Source organism: Streptomyces sp. NPDC059454 (assembly GCF_042749965.1).
GTDB lineage: Bacteria > Actinomycetota > Actinomycetes > Streptomycetales > Streptomycetaceae > Streptomyces.
The window spans coordinates 46,146-61,456 of the sequence record NZ_JBHYVC010000042.1 but is presented as its reverse complement, the minus strand read 5'-3'; the positions used below and the strand labels follow the sequence as shown (position 1 = coordinate 61,456).

The window sequence follows — 15,311 nt, the reverse complement described above, 5'->3', positions numbered from 1 at the left end:
TTTTACAACCACAAGACGGCATACGCGTTGTTGATGTGTCTGGTGGGCTCGTATTTTTTTATACGCCCCCGGTTACGGGCCCCAGCCGGGCGTCGCCCCCGTCACCGTGCCGGGCGGCAGGCCGGTGGGGGTGGCCGCGGGGCGTCCCGTCGTCACCGCCGCGGGCACGCCCGGACACGTGCTGTAGCGGCCTCCCGCGGACGCCCGGCGCCCGCTCCTACCGGTCGAAGTCCAGCTCCACCCGCTCCGTCACCGGATGCGACTGGCAGGCCAGGACATAGCCCGCCTCCGTCTCCTCCGATTCCAGCGCGAAGTTGCGGTCCATCCGCACCTCGCCCGAGACGAGGAAGGCACGGCAGGTTCCGCACACCCCGCCCTTGCAGGCGTAGGGCGCGTCGGACCGGTTGCGCAGCACCGTGTCCAGCAGGGACTCGCCGTCCTGGACGGGCCAGGTCCCACCGCGTCCGTCGAGCCGGGCGGTGACCGTGCTGTGCGCGGGGGCGGGCGACGTGGCGACGGCCGCCGTACCGGCGTCCACGTGGAAGATCTCCTGGTGGATGCGGGAACGCGCCACACCCAGTCCGCGCAGCGCCCGCTCGGCTCCTTCGACCAGGCCGTACGGTCCGCACAGGAACCAGCCGTCCACCTGTTCCACGGGCAGCAGGACCGGCAGCAGCCCGGTCAGCCGCTCCTGGTCCAGCCGTCCGGACGGCAGCCCCGCCTGCTGCTCCTCACGGGAGAGCACCGTCACCAGCTGGAGCCGCTCGGGGTAGCGGTCCTTCAGGTCGGCGACCTCCTCCAGGAACATCGTCGAGGCGGTCGTCCGGTCGCTGCGGATCAGGCAGAACCGGGCCCGCGGCTCGCGCGCGAGGAGGGTCGAGACGATCGACAGCACCGGCGTGATCCCGCTGCCACCGACGATCGCCGCGTACCGGCCGGGCGCGGGAGGGAGCGTGAAGCGGCCGGCCGGGGTCATCACCTCCAGCTCGTCGCCGAGACCGATCTCCTTGAGCGCGTACGTGGAGAAGGCACCGCCCTCGACCAGCCGCACGCCGACCCGGAGCGTGCTCGGCGCCTCGCCGTCGGGTGCGGGGGAGCAGATGGAGTAGGTGCGCCGGATGTCCTCGCCGTCCGCGACGCGCCGCAGGGCCAAGTGCTGGCCGGGGGCGTACCGGTACTCCTCGGCCAGGTGCGGGGGGACGGTGAGGGCGAGGGCGACGGAGTCGTCGGTGAGCCGGTCGACCGCGGCCACCCGGAGCCGGTGGAAGCGGGCCATCACAGCTCCTTGAAGTGGTCGAACGGTTCACGGCAGGCCAGGCAGCGGCGCAGTGCCTTGCACGCGGTGGACGAGAAACGGCTGAGCAGTTCGGTCTCGGCGGAGCCGCAGTGCGGGCAGCGGACGGGCACCGGCTCGTCCTCCGGCCGGGTCGCGCGGGTGCGCGTCGGGCCCAGCTCCACCCCGACCGGCCCGGAGGCCGTGCGCACGCGCGGCGGTGCGATACCGAACTCCCGCAGCTTGCGGCGCCCTTCGTCCGTGATGTCGTCGGTCGACCAGGCGGGCGCGAGCACCCTGCGCACGGTGACCTCGCGCACCCCGTGGTCGCGCAGCACCCGCTCGATGTCCAGGCTCATCGCCTCGACGGCCGGGCAGCCGGTGTACGTCGGGGTCAGCTCGACCTCGACGGTGTCCGTGCCGCGCGCGTGCACCGCGCGCACGACGCCCAGTTCGCGCAGGGTCAGCACGGGCAGTTCGGGGTCGGGCACCGAACCGGCGAGCTCCAGGAGTTCGGCCTCCAACGGGGTGAGGGCGGTCACCATGTCGCCCCCGGATGGCTGCGGTGCAGATGCTGCATCTCGGCGAGCATCCGGCCGAAGGGCTCGGTGTGCAGGCCCTGACGGCCCGCACCGGCCGCCCACGCTCCCGTGCGCGGGCCCTCCGGCACCGTGAGCGTGGCCCGGTGCAGCACCTCGCCGATCCGCTCCAGCCAGGCCGTCTCCAGGCCGGCCCGGTCGACGTCCAGGCCCTCGACGGGCTGGAACATCTCGCCGGTGTGGCGCCACAGCGCGTCCACGGCCCGCTGCATCCGGGTGTGGCTCTCCTCCGTGCCGTCGCCGAGCCGCAGCGTCCACAGCTCGGCGTGGTCGCGGTGGTAGGCGGTCTCCTTGACGGCCTTGCCGGCCAGGGCCGCGAACGGGCTTTCACCGGCCGCCAGTTCGCCGTAGAGGAGGTACTGGTAGGCGGAGAAGTACAGCTGGCGGGCGATGGTGTGGGCGAAGTCGCCGTTCGGCTGCTCCACCAGCTGGAGGTTGCGGAAGGCGCGCTCCTCGCGCAGATAGGCCAGTTCGTCCTCGTCGCCCGCCATCGACAGCAGCACCCGGGCCTGGCCCAGCAGGTCCAGCGCGATGTTGGCGAGGGCGAGTTCCTCCTCCAGCACGGGGGCGTGGCCGGCCCACTCGCCCAGGCGGTGGGAGAGCACCAGGGCGTCGTCGCCGAGGGCGAGCGCGGCGGCCGTACGGGCGGTGTCCTCGGCGGGGGTCGTCGTCACAGGTGCTGCACCCCCTCGGGGATCTCGTAGAACGTCGGGTGACGGTAGGGCTTGTCGGCGGCCGGTTCGAAGAACGGGTCCTTCTCGTCGGGCGAGGAGGCGGTGATCGCGGCCGACGGGACCACCCAGATCGAGACGCCCTCGCCGCGCCGGGTGTACAGATCGCGGGCGTTGCGCAGGGCGAGCTCCGCGTCCGGCGCGTGCAGGCTGCCGGCGTGGGTGTGGGACAGTCCGCGGCGCGAGCGCACGAAGACCTCCCACAGGGGCCAGTCGGTGTGGGTCATGTTCGTGTGGCTCCTGTCTCGCCGTTCGTGTGCTTGGCCGCGTGGGCCGCCGCGGCCTCCCTGACCCAGGCGCCCTCCTCGTGGGCGCGCCTGCGCCGGGTCAGCCGCTGTTCGTTGCACGGGCCGTTGCCCTTGAGGACGTCCCAGAACTCCGACCAGTCGATCGCGCCGAAGTCGTGGTGCCCGCGCTCCTCGTTCCACTTCAGGTCCGGGTCGGGGAGGGTCAGGCCGAGCGAATCGGCCTGGGGGACGCAGATGTCGACGAAGCGCTGGCGCAGCTCGTCGTTGGAGTGGCGCTTGATCTTCCAGGCCATCGACTGCGCGGAGTGCTGGGACTCGTCGTCGGGCGGGCCGAACATCATCAGCGACGGCCACCACCAGCGGTCCACCGCGTCCTGCGCCATCGCGTGCTGTTCCGGTGTGCCCTTGCTGAGGGCCAGCAGCAGCTCATAACCCTGGCGCTGGTGGAAGGACTCCTCCTTGCAGATGCGGACCATCGCGCGCGCGTACGGGCCGTAGGAACAGCGGCACAGGGGCACCTGGTTGGTGATCGCCGCACCGTCCACCAGCCAGCCGATGGCGCCGACGTCCGCCCAGGTCAGCGTCGGGTAGTTGAAGATCGAGGAGTACTTCTGGCGGCCGGAGTGGAGCTTGTCGAGCAGCTCGTCGCGGCTGGTGCCGAGGGTTTCGGCGGCGCTGTACAGATACAGGCCGTGCCCGGCCTCGTCCTGCACCTTGGCCATCAGGATCGCCTTGCGGCGCAGTGAGGGCGCGCGGGTGATCCAGTTGGCCTCCGGCTGCATGCCGATGATCTCGGAGTGCGCGTGCTGGGCGATCTGCCGGACGAGCGTGGCCCGGTAGGCGTCCGGCATCCAGTCGCGCGGCTCGATCCGTTCGTCGGCGGCGACGGCCGCGTCGAAGGCGCGCTCGTGGCCGGCGGTGTCGCCGGCACCGGCCGGTGCGTCGTACGCCCGGCTGCCGGCCGTATCGCGGGCGGCTGCTGTCGCCATGAGGTCCCCCTCGACTGGATGCTTCCCGGAGCACGCTCCCGACCGATCGTTCGGTTCGTGCGATTCCATGGTGAGACGGGCGCCGCGAGGTGTCAACCGCTGTGGATAACCTGCGGGGGTCGTCTGTGGACAACGGGGCTCGCGCCGCGGTGTGGCGGCGGCCACGGAACGGGATCCCGGCGGGACTGTGCCCGGACGGCCGGTGCTGAGTACCGTTCCGTGCGACGCGACGCATCGGTGCCAGGCCCTCGCGGCGGGGCGGAAGCGGTGCCAGGCCCCCGCGGCGGGGCGGAAGCGGTGACGGACCGGGATCGGTGGATCGGGGCGGGATGAACGCGTACGACAAGGGCTCGGACGCCCGGCACGGGCCTGCCGGGCAGGGCGTGCCGGGCCCGCGCCCCGCCCTGCCCGGCCCTGCCTCGCCGGTGGACCCACCAGAGCCCCGGACCCCTCCGCCAGGGCCCGGACGACCCGCGGACGGCCCGCCCGCGCCGCGCTCCCCTGCCGATCCGCCCGCGCCGCGCTCCCCTGCCGGCCCGCCCGACGGGCCCCGCACCGGGGTGGCCGCGCTCTCCCTGCGCTATCGGATCGGCGCCGCGGTGGCGCTCGCGGTCGTCGCGGTCGCGGTCTGTGTGCACCTCGGCATGACGTTCCTGCACGTCGCGCCGGCGAACACGGTCAGCAAGGAGCACGGCGAGACGGTCGAGAACTGGATCTACCCGGAGTTCGAGCAGAACTGGAAGCTGTTCGCGCCGAACCCGTTGCAGCAGAACATCGCCGTCCAGGTACGTGCCGAGATCCGCACGGCGGACGGGGGGACACGGACCACCGGCTGGTACGACCTGTCCGCACAGGACGGCCGCGCCATCGACGGCAACCTCCTGCCCAGCCACACCCAGCAGAACGAGCTGCGCCGCGCCTGGGACTTCTTCGTCGCCACGCACGACGACGACAACCGGCCGGTGGGCCTGCGCGGGGCGCTGTCCGAGACGTATCTGCGCCGGATCACGGTGCTGCGCCTCGACCGCGCGGACGCGGCCGGTCCGGGCGGTGCCGTCGAGCGCGTCCAGGTCCGCTCACGGACCGCCCAGGTGCCGCCGCCCGAGTGGAGCGGGGAGAAGATCTCCGCCACACCCGTGTACCGCACGCTGTCCTGGTGGTCACTGCCCGAGGGCGAGACCCGGGGAGGTGGGGGATGAACCGCTTCTCGCTGACCCTGTCCCGCGCGATAGCCCGCGTCACCGACGCCGCGCTCGGCCCCCACCAGACCGCCGTGATCCGCATCGGCTTCGGCCTGACCTGGCTGCTGTTCCTGCTGCGCGAGTTCCCCCATCGCCAGGAGCTGTACGGCCCCGACGGGCCCTGGGGCTGGGACCTCGCCGATCAGCTGGTCGCGACGAACGGCGCCTTCACGCCGCTGCTGTGGTCGGACAGCCAGGTCTGGTTCGAGGCCGTCTACGTGCTCGCCGTGCTGTGGAGCTTCCTCCTGTTGCTCGGCTGGCGCACCCGCACCATGTCGGTGCTGTTCATGGTGGGCGTGCTGGCGCTGCAGAACCGCAGCGTCTTCATGGGGGACGGCGGCGACAACGTCCTGCACCTGATGTCGATCTACCTGGTGTTCACGCGCTGCGGTCAGGTCTGGTCCCTGGACGCGCGGCGCGCGCGCCGCGCGGCCGGGGCACGCGCGCGTGGCGAGTGGCCGCGCGACCGGGCCGGCCCGGTGCTGTGGGGTGTGCTGGGCTTCCTGCTGATCCTGGCGACGATGGCGGGCCGGCTGGACGGCGACCGGTTCATACCGGTGCTGCTGTGGACCGTATGGCTCGCGCAGGCGCTGTGGTGGCTGGCCGGACGCCGCGCGGGGACCGGGCAGCCGCGGATCCTGCTGGACGTCGTCGCGAACGTCGTGCACAACGGCGCGCTGCTGGTGATCATGGCCGAGGCGTGTCTGATCTACGCCACGGCCGGCTGGTACAAGATCCAGGGCTCCCGCTGGCAGGACGGCACCGCCGTCTACTACCCGCTGCACCTGGAGTACTTCTCCCCCTGGCCGGCCCTCGCGGACCTGCTGTCGGCCGGCGGCACGATGGTGATGCTGGTGACCTACGGGACGGTCGCCATGCAGGTCGCCTTCCCGTTCACGCTGTTCAACCGGCGGGTCAAGAACGTCCTGCTGGCCTTCATGATCATGGAGCACGCGGTCATCGCCGTCGTGCTCGGACTGCCCTTCTTCTCCCTGGCGATGATCGCGGCGGACGCGGTCTTCCTGCCGACGGCCTTCCTGCGCCGCCTCGGGAACCTCGCGGCACGCGCGTGTGGGCGGCTGCGCCCGCGCGGGACGTGGGTTCCGCGGCCGCGGCCCCCGGCCGACCGGCCGGCCGGGGAGGACCCGGTGGAGGCCGCCCCGGCCCCCGGCGGAGTGCCGGGCCCGCGCACGTAGGCTGCACGCCATGACCGACCCCGCTCCCGAGACCCCGGCCGGCCTCGTGTCCGCCTGGCACCGTCTGGCCGGCACCGCCGTGCTGCTCGACGGCTTCCACGCCCTCAAGCACGCCGTGCGCTTCGGGGCCGAGGTCCGGGTGGCGCTCACCGCGGACCGGGCCGGCGCGCTCGCGCTCGCCGACGAGCTGGCCGGGGACGTGCGGGACACACTGGCGGAGCTGCTGACCGAGGTGCCCCATGAGACGTACGCCGCTCTCGTGCCGCGTACGCACCCCACCGCCGTGGCCGCCCTGGCCGTACGCCCCTCCCGCGCGGGCAACCTCGAGAAGCTGGCGCACACCCCGCGCACCGCCCCCGTGGTGGTCCTGGACAATCCGCGCAACCTCGGCAACGCGGGCGCGGTGATCCGGCTGGCCGCCGGTTTCGGGGCGAGCGGGGTCGTCACCACCGGCACGCTCGACCCCTGGCACCCCACCGTCGTACGCGGCGGGGCGGGGCTGCACTTCGCCACCGCCGTGGAACGGCTGACCGTCGACGAGCTGCCGCCCGGGCCGGTCTTCGCGCTCGACCCGGAGGGCGAGGACATCCGCTCGCTGAAGCTGCCGGACGACGCGCTGCTCGCCTTCGGCTCCGAGCGCAGCGGACTGTCGGCGGAGCTCCGCGCGCGGGCCGACCATCTGGTGGCGCTGCCGATGCGCCCCCAGGTCTCCAGCTACAACCTCGCGACCAGTGTGGCCATGACGCTGTACCACTGGAGCGCCACCGGGGGCGCACCTCACGCCTCCTAGGCCTCCCGGCGCACCTCGACCACCCGGAACCGGTTGGCCACGAAGGCGCCGTCGCACAGGGCGGCGTTGGCCGCCGGGTTGCCGCCGGAGCCGTGGAAGTCGGAGAAGGCGGCCGTCTGGTTGACGTACACCCCGCCGGTGAGGTTCAGGGAGAGCTGGGCGGCCTCCTCCAGGCAGACCTCCTGGACGGCCTTCTCGACCTCCGGGGAGGTCGTGTAGGCGCCGACCGTCATGGCGCCCTTCTCCCGGATCGTGCGCCGCAGCAGCTCCGCGGCGTCGGCGGCCGAGTCGACCGCGACGGCGAAGGAGACCGGGCCGAAGCACTCGCTCATGTAGGCGGCCTCGGCGTCCGGCTTGGCGCCGTCGAGCTTCACGATCACCGGCGTGCGCACCACCGCGCCCGGGAACTCCGGGTGGGCGATCTCACGGGAGGCGAGGGCGACCTCGCCGAGACCGGTGGCGGCCTCCAGGCGGGCCTTGACGTCCGGGTTGACGATCGCGCCCAGCAGCGCGTTGGCTCGCGCGTCGTCACCGAGCAGGCCGTCGACCGCCTTCGCGAGGTCGGCGGCGACCTCGTCGAAGGACTTGGGGCCCTGGTCGGTGGTGATGCCGTCGCGCGGGATCAGCAGGTTCTGCGGGGTGGTGCACATCTGACCGCTGTAGAGCGACAGGGAGAAGGCCAGGTTGGCCAGCATCCCCTTGTAGTCGCCGGTCGACTCCACGATCACCGTGTTGACGCCGGCCTTCTCGGTGTACACCTGCGCCTGGCGCGCGTTGCTCTCCAGCCAGTCGCCGAACTCCGTGGAGCCGGTGTAGTCGATGATCCGGATCTCCGGGCGGGTGGCCAGCGTCTTGGCGATGCCCTCGCCGGGCCGCTCGGCGGCGAGCGCCACCAGGTTCGGGTCGAAGCCGGCCTCGGCGAGCACCTGGCGGGCGACCTGGACGGTGAGGGCGAGCGGCAGCACCGCGCGGGGGTGCGGTTTGACCAGGACCGCGTTGCCGGTGGCGAGCGAGGCGAACAGGCCCGGGTAGCCGTTCCACGTCGGGAAGGTGTTGCAGCCGATGACCAGGCCGATGCCCCTGGGGACCGGCGTGAACTCCTTGGTGAGCGCGAGCGGGTCGCGCTTGCCCTGCGGCTTGGTCCACTCCGCCGTGTCGGGCGTGCGGATCTGCTCCACGTACGCGTAGGCCACCGCCTCCATGCCGCGGTCCTGTGCGTGCGGGCCGCCCGCCTGGAACGCCATCATGAACGCCTGGCCGGAGGTGTGCATGACCGCCTGGGCGAACTCCATCGTCCGGTCGCTGATCCGCTTGAGGATCTCCAGGCAGACCACCGCGCGGGTCTCCGCGCCCGCGTCGCGCCAGGCCCGCATCCCGGCCTTCATGGCGGGCAGCAGTTCGTCGAGGTCCGCGTGCGGGTAGCTGACGCCCGGCTCGATGCCGTACGGGGAGGTCTCGCCGTCCACCCAGCCGTCCGTGCCCGGCTGGCCGAGGTCGAGGCGGGTGCCGGACAGGGCGTCGAAGGCGGCCTTGCCCGCCGCCATGTCCAGGCTGCCGTTCTCCCCGTAGGCCTTGGGGTGCTCGGGGTGCGGGGACCAGTACGCGCGCGTGCGGATCGCTTCCAGCGCCTGGTCCAGGGTGGGACGGTGCCGGGCGATCAGCTCGTGCGCCGTGAGTTCGGCGGCCATGCGGGACCAACTCCTCGTCTCGGAACTCTTCGTCGAGCTCATGGACCTGTGCGGAAACGTAGTCAGAACGGGCGGTCAGAGTTAGAGTAACCGAACGATCGGTCGGGACAAGGGGGTCCGCCGCATCTGTGGACAACCCCGTGCGGGAGGATCGCGCACATGACAGCACTCGACCTCAGCAGTCCCGTGGCCGTGGTCGGCACCGGCACCATGGGTCAGGGAATCGCCCAGGTCGCGCTGGTCGCGGGCCATCCCGTGCGGCTGTACGACGCCGCCGACGGCCGGGCCCGGCAGGCGGCCGACGCGATCGGCGCCCGGCTCGACCGGCTGGTGGAGAAGGAGCGCCTGACCGCCGACGAGCGGGACGCGGCGCGTGCCCGTCTGCGGCCCGTCGACGAGCTCACCGGGCTCGCCGGCTGCGCCCTGGTCGTCGAGGCCGTCCTGGAGCGTCTCGACGTCAAGCAGGAGCTGCTGCGCGCGCTGGAGGACGTCGTCTCCGACGACTGCCTGCTCGCCACCAACACCTCCTCCCTGTCGGTCACCGCGATCGGCGGTGCCCTGCGCGTGCCCGGCCGCTTCGTGGGTCTGCACTTCTTCAACCCCGCGCCGCTGCTGCCGCTCGTCGAGGTCGTCTCCGGCTTCGCCACCGACGTCTCGTACGCCACGCGCGCGTACGAGACGGCCCGCGCCTGGGGCAAGACGCCCGTCGCCTGCGCCGACACCCCGGGCTTCATCGTCAACCGCGTCGCCCGGCCCTTCTACGCCGAGGCCTTCGCGGTGTACGAGTCCCAGGGCGCCGACCCGGCCACCATCGACGCGGTCCTGCGCGAGTCCGGCGGTTTCCGGATGGGCGCCTTCGAGCTGACCGACCTCATCGGCCAGGACGTCAACGAGTCCGTCACCCACTCGGTGTGGCAGTCCTTCTTCCAGGACGTGCGCTTCACCCCCTCGCTCGCCCAGCGCCGCCTGGTCGAGTCGGGCCGCCTGGGCCGCAAGAGCGGCCAGGGCTGGTACGACCACAGCGGCGGCGCCGAGCGCCCCGAGCCGCACACCGCGGAGCCTGCCGAGCCGCCCGCGTACGTGGTCGCCGAGGGCGATCTGGGACCCGCCTCGGAGCTGCTCGCCCTGATCCGCGAGGCCGGCATCGAGGTGCGCGAGGAGGACGAGGACAACGGCACCCGTCTGGTGCTGCCCGGCGGCGGCCAACTGGTGCTCGCCGACGGCCGGACCTCCGCGGAGTACCGCGACGTCGTCTACTTCGACCTCGCCCTCGACTACCGCGCGGCCACACGCGTCGCCCTGTCCCACGCCCAGGACACCTCCCCGGTGACCGTCGCCGAGGCCACCGGACTGTTCCAGGCGCTCGGCAAGAAGGTCAGCGTCATCGGGGACGTCCCCGGAATGATCGTCGCGCGGACGGTGGCGCGGATCATCGACCTCGCGGTCGACGCCGTCGCCAAGGGCGTCGCCACCGAGGAGGACATCGACACCGCGATGAGACTGGGTGTGAACTACCCCCTGGGGCCCTTCGAGTGGAGCCGCCGCCTCGGCCGCGGCTGGGCCGGCGCCCTGCTGGACGAACTGCACGAGATCGATCCGTCCGGCCGCTACGCGCCGTCCCTCGCGCTCCACCGGTACGCGTGCGCCACCCGCAAGCGGGAGGACACCCCGTGACCACCGCCAGGCGCGACACGTACACCCCGGAGACGCTGCTGTCCGTCGCCGTCCAGGTGTTCAACGAGCGCGGCTACGACGGCACCTCCATGGAGCACCTCTCCAAGGCCGCCGGCATCTCCAAGTCGTCGATCTACCACCACGTGGCCGGCAAGGAGGAACTGCTGCGCCGCGCGGTGAGCCGGGCCCTGGACGGGCTCTTCGCCATCCTCGACGAGGAGCACGCGCGCGTGGGGCGCGCCGCCGAGCGGCTGGAGTACGTCGTACGGCGCATGGTCGAGGTGCTGACCGCCGAGCTGCCGTACGTGACGCTGCTGCTGAGGGTGCGCGGCAACACGGGAACCGAGCGGTGGGCGCTGGAGCGGCGGCGCGAGTTCGACCACCGGGTGGCGGCGCTGCTGAAGGCGGCGGCGGCCGACGGGGACGTGCGCGAGGACATAGAGGTGCGCCTGGTGACCCGGCTGGTCTTCGGCATGATCAACTCGATCGTGGAGTGGTACCGGCCGGACGGGCGCGGCATGAGCGAGCGCGAGGTGGCCGACGCGGTGGTCCAGCTGGCCTTCGGAGGGCTGCGCAAGGCGCCCTGAGACCTTTCCCGGCGCCTCCGGCCGGGGGCCGCTCACCCCTGCGGCTCCAGGTCCTCCTCCTCGAACACCAGCAGCGTGCGCGTGCTGAGCACCTCGGGGATCGCCTGGAGCCGGGTGAGCACCAGCTCGCGCAGCGCCCGGTTGTCGGGCGTGTGCACCAGCAGCAGGACGTCGAAGTCGCCGCCCACCAGCGCGATGTGCGAGGCGCCCGGGAGCTGCCGGAGCTGCTCGCGGACCGTGCGCCAGGTGTTCTGGACGATCTTCAGGGTGATGTACGCGGACGTCCCGTGACCGGCCCGCTCATGGTTGACGCGAGCCCCGAAGCCGCGGATGACACCGTCCTCGACCAGCCGGTTGATGCGCGCGTACGCGTTCGCGCGGGAGACGTGGACCCGCTCGGCGACCGAGCGTACGGACGCCCGGCCGTCCGCCTGGAGCATCCGCAGGATGTCCTGGTCGATGGCGTCCAGGGGCCGCGCGGGAGCGAGCGGCCCGATCCCCTCCTGGCCCTCGGCCATTTGTTCAGATGCCACCCGCCCCCACCTCTCCGCCGTGGACGTCCTGCATCCATCTCAAGTTGTGGAGAACCGTTTGTCCACAGCCTGGTGCCACCCGTAGCCAAAATGTGCCGACGACCGAACAATCGGTTGGTGAGGCGCGTCACAGACGCCGTGCCTCCGACATCCCACGAGGAGGTGCCGTCATGACGGTCATGGAGCAGCGGGGGGCTTACCGGCCGACCCCGCCGCCCGCCTGGCAGCCCCGTACCGACCCCGCGCCGCTGCTGCCGGACGCGGAGCCGTACCGCGTGCTCGGCACCGAGGCGGCCGCCGAGGCCGACCCGGAGCTGCTGCGCCGGCTGTACGCGGAGCTGGTGAAGGGCCGCCGCTACAACGCGCAGGCCACCGCCCTCACCAAGCAGGGCCGTCTCGCGGTCTACCCCTCCAGCACCGGCCAGGAGGCCTGCGAGGTCGCCGCCGCGTTCGTCCTCGAGGAGCGCGACTGGCTCTTCCCGAGCTACCGCGACACCCTCGCCGTCGTCGCGCGCGGGGTGGACCCCGTCGAGGCCCTCACCCTGCTGCGCGGCGACTGGCACACCGGCTACGACCCCCACGAGCACCGCGTGGCCCCGCTGAGCACCCCGCTCGCCACCCAGCTGCCGCACGCCGTCGGTCTCGCGCACGCCGCCCGCCTCAAGGGCGACGACGTGGTCGCGCTCGCCATGGTCGGCGACGGCGGCACCAGCGAGGGCGATTTCCACGAGGCGCTGAACTTCGCCGCCGTCTGGCAGGCCCCGGTGGTCTTCCTCGTCCAGAACAACGGCTTCGCGATCTCCGTACCGCTCGCCAAGCAGACCGCGGCCCCGTCGCTGGCCCACAAGGCCGTCGGCTACGGCATGCCCGGCCGCCTGGTCGACGGCAACGACGCCGCCGCCGTGCACGAGGTCCTGGCCGACGCCGTACGCCGCGCCCGCACGGGCGGCGGCCCGACCCTGGTCGAGGCGATCACGTACCGTGTGGAGGCCCACACCAACGCCGACGACGCCACCCGCTACCGCGGCGACGCCGAGGTCGAGACCTGGAAGCAGCACGACCCGATCGCGCTCCTCGAGCGCGAGCTGACCGGGCGCGGGCTGCTCGACGGGGCCGGCGTCGAGACCGCCCGCCAGGACGCCGAGACCATGGCCGCGGACCTGCGCGCCCGCATGAACCAGGACCCCGCGCTCGACCCCATGGACCTCTTCGCCCACGTCTACGCCGAGCCCACCCCCCAGCTGCTGGAGCAGCGGGAGCAACTGCGGGCCGAGCTGGCGGCCGGGGCCGAGCCGGAAGGGGCACAGCGATGACCACCGTCGCCGTCAAGCCGGCCACCATGGCGCAGGCCCTCACGCGCGCCCTGCGCGACGCCATGGCCGCCGACCCGTCGGTGCACGTCATGGGCGAGGACGTCGGCACCCTCGGCGGGGTCTTCCGGGTCACCGACGGACTCGCGAAGGAATTCGGCGAGGACCGCTGCACGGACACCCCGCTGGCCGAGGCCGGCATCCTCGGCACGGCCGTCGGCATGGCGATGTACGGGCTGCGCCCGGTCGTGGAGATGCAGTTCGACGCGTTCGCCTACCCGGCCTTCGAGCAGCTGATCTCGCACGTCGCGAAGACGCGCAACCGCACGCGCGGGAGGATGCCCCTGCCGCTCACCATCCGCGTCCCCTACGGCGGCGGCATCGGCGGGGTCGAGCACCACAGCGACTCCTCCGAGGCGTACTACATGGCGACTCCGGGGCTCCATGTCGTCACGCCCGCCACCGTCGCCGACGCCTACGGGCTGCTGCGCGCCGCCATCGCCTCCGACGACCCGGTCGTCTTCCTGGAGCCCAAGCGGCTCTACTGGTCGAAGGACTCCTGGAACCCGGAGCAGCCGACGGCCGTTGAACCGATAGGCCGTGCGGTGGTGCGGCGCTCGGGGCGGAGCGCCACGCTCATCACGTACGGGCCGTCGCTGCCCGCCTGCATGGAGGCGGCCGAGGCGGCCCGGGCCGAGGGCTGGGACCTCGAAGTCGTCGATCTGCGCTCCCTGGTGCCGTTCGACGACGAGACGGTGTGCGCCTCGGTACGGCGGACGGGACGCGCGGTCGTCGTCCACGAGTCGGGTGGCTTCGGCGGCCCGGGCGGGGAGATCGCGTCCCGGGTCACGGAGCGCTGCTTCCACCACCTGGAGGCGCCGGTGCTGCGTGTGGCCGGGTTCGACCTGCCGTACCCGCCGCCGATGCTGGAGCGCCACCACCTGCCCGGAGTGGACCGGATCCTGGACGCCGTGGGGCGCCTGCAATGGGAGGCCGAGAGCTGATGGCACAGGTGCTGGAGTTCAAGCTGCCCGACCTCGGTGAAGGGCTCACCGAGGCGGAGATCGTGCGCTGGCTGGTCGAGGTCGGTGACGTCGTCGCCGTGGACCAGCCGGTCGTCGAGGTCGAGACGGCCAAGGCGATGGTGGACGTGCCCTGCCCCTACGGCGGTGTCGTCACGGCCCGCTTCGGCGCGGAGGGCACGGAACTGCCCGTCGGCGCTCCGCTGCTGACGGTGGCGGTGGGCGAGCCGGCCGACGGCCGCCCGGCCGGGGACACGCGCCCCGCGGAATCCGAGGGCGCGCGCGACCGGGCCCCGGCCGCCGAGGGCTCCGGCAACGTCCTGGTCGGTTACGGCACCGCGGAGGCACCGGCCCGGCGCCGCCGCGTCCGTCCGCCGCAGGCGACCCCCGCGACCCCCGCCGCACCCGCGCCACCTTCCGCCCCTTCCGCACCCGTGGCGAACGGACGGCCCAGGACCGCGCGGCCCGCCGCCGCGCAGGCCCGCACCCCGGGCGCGGTGGACGGCCCCGTCCCCGTGATCTCGCCCCTGGTGCGCAGGCTGGCCCGGCAGAACGGCCTGGACCTGCGGGAGATGACCGGCTCCGGACCCGAGGGCCTGATCCTCCGCGCGGACGTGGAGTACGCCCTGCGTGCCGCCGCCGCCCAGGGCCGTACGGGCGCGACGGCCGGCGAACCGCGCGCGCGGGCCGACCGTACGGGCGCGCCGGCACCGGCCGCGGGCACCCCGGGCGTGACCCGTGTCCCCCTCAAGGGCATCCGCGGGGCCGTCGCCGACAAGCTCTCCCGCAGCCGCACCGAGATCCCCGACGCGACCTGCTGGGTGGACGCCGACGCGACCGAACTGATGCGCACGCGGGCCGCCATGAACGCGGCCGGCGGGCCGAAGATCTCCGTCATGGCCCTGCTGGCCCGCATCTGCACCGCCGCACTCGCCCGCTTCCCCGAGCTCAACTCCTCGGTGGACACCGAGGCCAGGGAGATCGTCCAGTACGCGGACGTGCACCTCGGCTTCGCCGCGCAGACCGACCGGGGGCTGGTCGTCCCCGTCGTCCGGGACGCGCACACGCGGGACGCCGAGTCGCTCACGGCCGAGTTCGCCCGGCTGACCGAGGCGGCCCGCACCGGCACGCTGACGCCCGCGGAACTCACGGGCGGCACCTTCACGTTGAACAACTACGGCGTGTTCGGCGTCGACGGCTCCACCCCGATCGTCAACCACCCCGAGGCCGCCATGCTCGGCGTCGGCCGCATCGTCCCCAAGCCATGGGTGCACGAGGGCGAGCTGGCGGTGCGGCAGGTCGTGCAGCTCTCGCTCACCTTCGACCACCGGGTCTGCGACGGCGGCACCGCGGGAGGCTTCCTGAGGTACGTGGCGGACTGCGTCGAACAACCGGCGGTGCTGCTGCGGACGCTGTGAGTCCGCTTCGAG

Annotated in this window: 15 protein-coding genes; 8 read left to right on the top strand and 7 right to left on the bottom strand. The window is 73.0% G+C overall.

Translation table 11 applies throughout. The features are described 5' to 3' along the window. Positions 1 to 217 precede the first annotated feature (217 nt). The 5 genes from paaE to paaA are packed head-to-tail and all read right to left on the bottom strand — an operon-like array spanning position 218 to position 3,840. On the bottom strand, positions 218 to 1,276 hold the full coding sequence (gene paaE / locus ACFXAE_RS25165) for a 1,2-phenylacetyl-CoA epoxidase subunit PaaE (protein ID WP_384718691.1): 1,059 nt from the start codon (positions 1,274 to 1,276) through the stop codon (positions 218 to 220). Continuing rightward, positions 1,276 to 1,818, bottom strand: coding sequence for a 1,2-phenylacetyl-CoA epoxidase subunit PaaD (gene paaD / locus ACFXAE_RS25160; RefSeq protein WP_384718689.1), 543 nt, complete (start codon positions 1,816 to 1,818; stop codon positions 1,276 to 1,278). Before paaD ends, paaE begins: the two co-directional genes overlap by 1 nt. Beyond that, positions 1,812 to 2,546 carry a 1,2-phenylacetyl-CoA epoxidase subunit PaaC gene (gene paaC, locus ACFXAE_RS25155; RefSeq protein WP_384718687.1) on the bottom strand — a complete coding sequence of 245 codons (735 nt, stop codon included), beginning with the start codon at positions 2,544 to 2,546 and terminating at the stop codon, positions 1,812 to 1,814. The genes paaD and paaC overlap by 7 nt, the downstream gene beginning before the upstream one ends. Next, the gene (gene paaB, locus ACFXAE_RS25150) at positions 2,543 to 2,830 is read right to left on the bottom strand and encodes a 1,2-phenylacetyl-CoA epoxidase subunit PaaB (RefSeq protein ID WP_384718685.1); all 288 of its coding nucleotides are present in this window, start codon (positions 2,828 to 2,830) and stop codon (positions 2,543 to 2,545) included. Before paaB ends, paaC begins: the two co-directional genes overlap by 4 nt. Continuing rightward, entirely contained in the window at positions 2,827 to 3,840 is a 1,014-nt protein-coding gene (gene paaA, locus ACFXAE_RS25145; RefSeq protein WP_384718683.1) for a 1,2-phenylacetyl-CoA epoxidase subunit PaaA, read from the bottom strand. Before paaA ends, paaB begins: the two co-directional genes overlap by 4 nt. A gap of 329 nt (positions 3,841 to 4,169) precedes the next feature. Between paaA and ACFXAE_RS25140 the strand changes: the two genes are divergently transcribed. The 3 genes from ACFXAE_RS25140 to ACFXAE_RS25130 are packed head-to-tail and all read left to right on the top strand — an operon-like array spanning position 4,170 to position 7,067. Then, on the top strand, positions 4,170 to 5,039 hold the full coding sequence (locus ACFXAE_RS25140) for a DUF5819 family protein (RefSeq protein WP_384718681.1): 870 nt from the start codon (positions 4,170 to 4,172) through the stop codon (positions 5,037 to 5,039). Next, positions 5,036 to 6,277 carry an HTTM domain-containing protein gene (locus ACFXAE_RS25135; protein WP_384718679.1) on the top strand — a complete coding sequence of 414 codons (1,242 nt, stop codon included), beginning with the start codon at positions 5,036 to 5,038 and terminating at the stop codon, positions 6,275 to 6,277. The genes ACFXAE_RS25140 and ACFXAE_RS25135 overlap by 4 nt, the downstream gene beginning before the upstream one ends. 10 nt (positions 6,278 to 6,287) lie before the next feature. Further along, a complete protein-coding gene (locus ACFXAE_RS25130; RefSeq protein WP_384718677.1) occupies positions 6,288 to 7,067 on the top strand; it encodes a TrmH family RNA methyltransferase in 780 nt (259 codons plus the stop codon). Here the strand turns inward: ACFXAE_RS25130 and paaN are convergent. After that, positions 7,064 to 8,755: a phenylacetic acid degradation protein PaaN gene (paaN, locus tag ACFXAE_RS25125; RefSeq protein WP_384718675.1), complete on the bottom strand. Its 1,692-nt coding sequence runs from the start codon at positions 8,753 to 8,755 to the stop codon at positions 7,064 to 7,066. The two genes, ACFXAE_RS25130 and paaN, sit on opposite strands and share 4 nt — an antisense overlap. Before the next feature lie 159 nt (positions 8,756 to 8,914). Here paaN and ACFXAE_RS25120 point away from each other — a divergent pair, with 159 nt between their 5' ends. Then, a complete protein-coding gene (locus tag ACFXAE_RS25120) occupies positions 8,915 to 10,429 on the top strand; it encodes a 3-hydroxyacyl-CoA dehydrogenase (RefSeq protein WP_384718673.1) in 1,515 nt (504 codons plus the stop codon). After that, on the top strand, positions 10,426 to 11,016 hold the full coding sequence (locus tag ACFXAE_RS25115; RefSeq protein ID WP_384718671.1) for a TetR/AcrR family transcriptional regulator: 591 nt from the start codon (positions 10,426 to 10,428) through the stop codon (positions 11,014 to 11,016). The genes ACFXAE_RS25120 and ACFXAE_RS25115 overlap by 4 nt, the downstream gene beginning before the upstream one ends. A gap of 32 nt (positions 11,017 to 11,048) precedes the next feature. Here the strand turns inward: ACFXAE_RS25115 and ACFXAE_RS25110 are convergent, their stop codons facing one another. Beyond that, positions 11,049 to 11,534, bottom strand: coding sequence for an Lrp/AsnC family transcriptional regulator (locus ACFXAE_RS25110; protein ID WP_384718698.1), 486 nt, complete (start codon positions 11,532 to 11,534; stop codon positions 11,049 to 11,051). A gap of 185 nt (positions 11,535 to 11,719) precedes the next feature. Here ACFXAE_RS25110 and pdhA point away from each other — a divergent pair, with 185 nt between their 5' ends. Genes pdhA through ACFXAE_RS25095 form a run of 3 tightly spaced genes read left to right on the top strand, consistent with a single transcriptional unit; the run spans position 11,720 to position 15,299 of the window. Then, entirely contained in the window at positions 11,720 to 12,862 is a 1,143-nt protein-coding gene (gene pdhA, locus ACFXAE_RS25105) for a pyruvate dehydrogenase (acetyl-transferring) E1 component subunit alpha (RefSeq protein WP_384718669.1), read from the top strand. Beyond that, a complete protein-coding gene (locus ACFXAE_RS25100) occupies positions 12,859 to 13,863 on the top strand; it encodes an alpha-ketoacid dehydrogenase subunit beta (protein WP_384718667.1) in 1,005 nt (334 codons plus the stop codon). Before pdhA ends, ACFXAE_RS25100 begins: the two co-directional genes overlap by 4 nt. Beyond that, positions 13,863 to 15,299 carry a dihydrolipoamide acetyltransferase family protein gene (locus ACFXAE_RS25095; protein ID WP_384718665.1) on the top strand — a complete coding sequence of 479 codons (1,437 nt, stop codon included), beginning with the start codon at positions 13,863 to 13,865 and terminating at the stop codon, positions 15,297 to 15,299. Before ACFXAE_RS25100 ends, ACFXAE_RS25095 begins: the two co-directional genes overlap by 1 nt. The last annotated feature ends 12 nt before the right edge of the window (positions 15,300 to 15,311 follow it).

What these genes read in the sequence shown, in the direction of transcription:
- paaE (WP_384718691.1), bottom strand. Translation starts at nt 1,276, where the DNA reads ATGGCCCGCTTCCACCGGCTCCGGGTGGCCGCGGTCGACCGGCTCACC.
- paaD (WP_384718689.1), bottom strand. Translation starts at nt 1,818, where the DNA reads ATGGTGACCGCCCTCACCCCGTTGGAGGCCGAACTCCTGGAGCTCGCC.
- paaB (WP_384718685.1), bottom strand. Translation starts at nt 2,830, where the DNA reads ATGACCCACACCGACTGGCCCCTGTGGGAGGTCTTCGTGCGCTCGCGC.
- paaA (WP_384718683.1), bottom strand. Translation starts at nt 3,840, where the DNA reads ATGGCGACAGCAGCCGCCCGCGATACGGCCGGCAGCCGGGCGTACGAC.
- ACFXAE_RS25140 (WP_384718681.1), top strand. Translation starts at nt 4,170, where the DNA reads ATGAACGCGTACGACAAGGGCTCGGACGCCCGGCACGGGCCTGCCGGG.
- ACFXAE_RS25135 (WP_384718679.1), top strand. Translation starts at nt 5,036, where the DNA reads ATGAACCGCTTCTCGCTGACCCTGTCCCGCGCGATAGCCCGCGTCACC.
- ACFXAE_RS25130 (WP_384718677.1), top strand. Translation starts at nt 6,288, where the DNA reads ATGACCGACCCCGCTCCCGAGACCCCGGCCGGCCTCGTGTCCGCCTGG.
- paaN (WP_384718675.1), bottom strand. Translation starts at nt 8,755, where the DNA reads ATGGCCGCCGAACTCACGGCGCACGAGCTGATCGCCCGGCACCGTCCC.
- ACFXAE_RS25120 (WP_384718673.1), top strand. Translation starts at nt 8,915, where the DNA reads ATGACAGCACTCGACCTCAGCAGTCCCGTGGCCGTGGTCGGCACCGGC.
- ACFXAE_RS25110 (WP_384718698.1), bottom strand. Translation starts at nt 11,534, where the DNA reads ATGGCCGAGGGCCAGGAGGGGATCGGGCCGCTCGCTCCCGCGCGGCCC.
- pdhA (WP_384718669.1), top strand. Translation starts at nt 11,720, where the DNA reads ATGACGGTCATGGAGCAGCGGGGGGCTTACCGGCCGACCCCGCCGCCC.
- ACFXAE_RS25100 (WP_384718667.1), top strand. Translation starts at nt 12,859, where the DNA reads ATGACCACCGTCGCCGTCAAGCCGGCCACCATGGCGCAGGCCCTCACG.
- ACFXAE_RS25095 (WP_384718665.1), top strand. Translation starts at nt 13,863, where the DNA reads ATGGCACAGGTGCTGGAGTTCAAGCTGCCCGACCTCGGTGAAGGGCTC.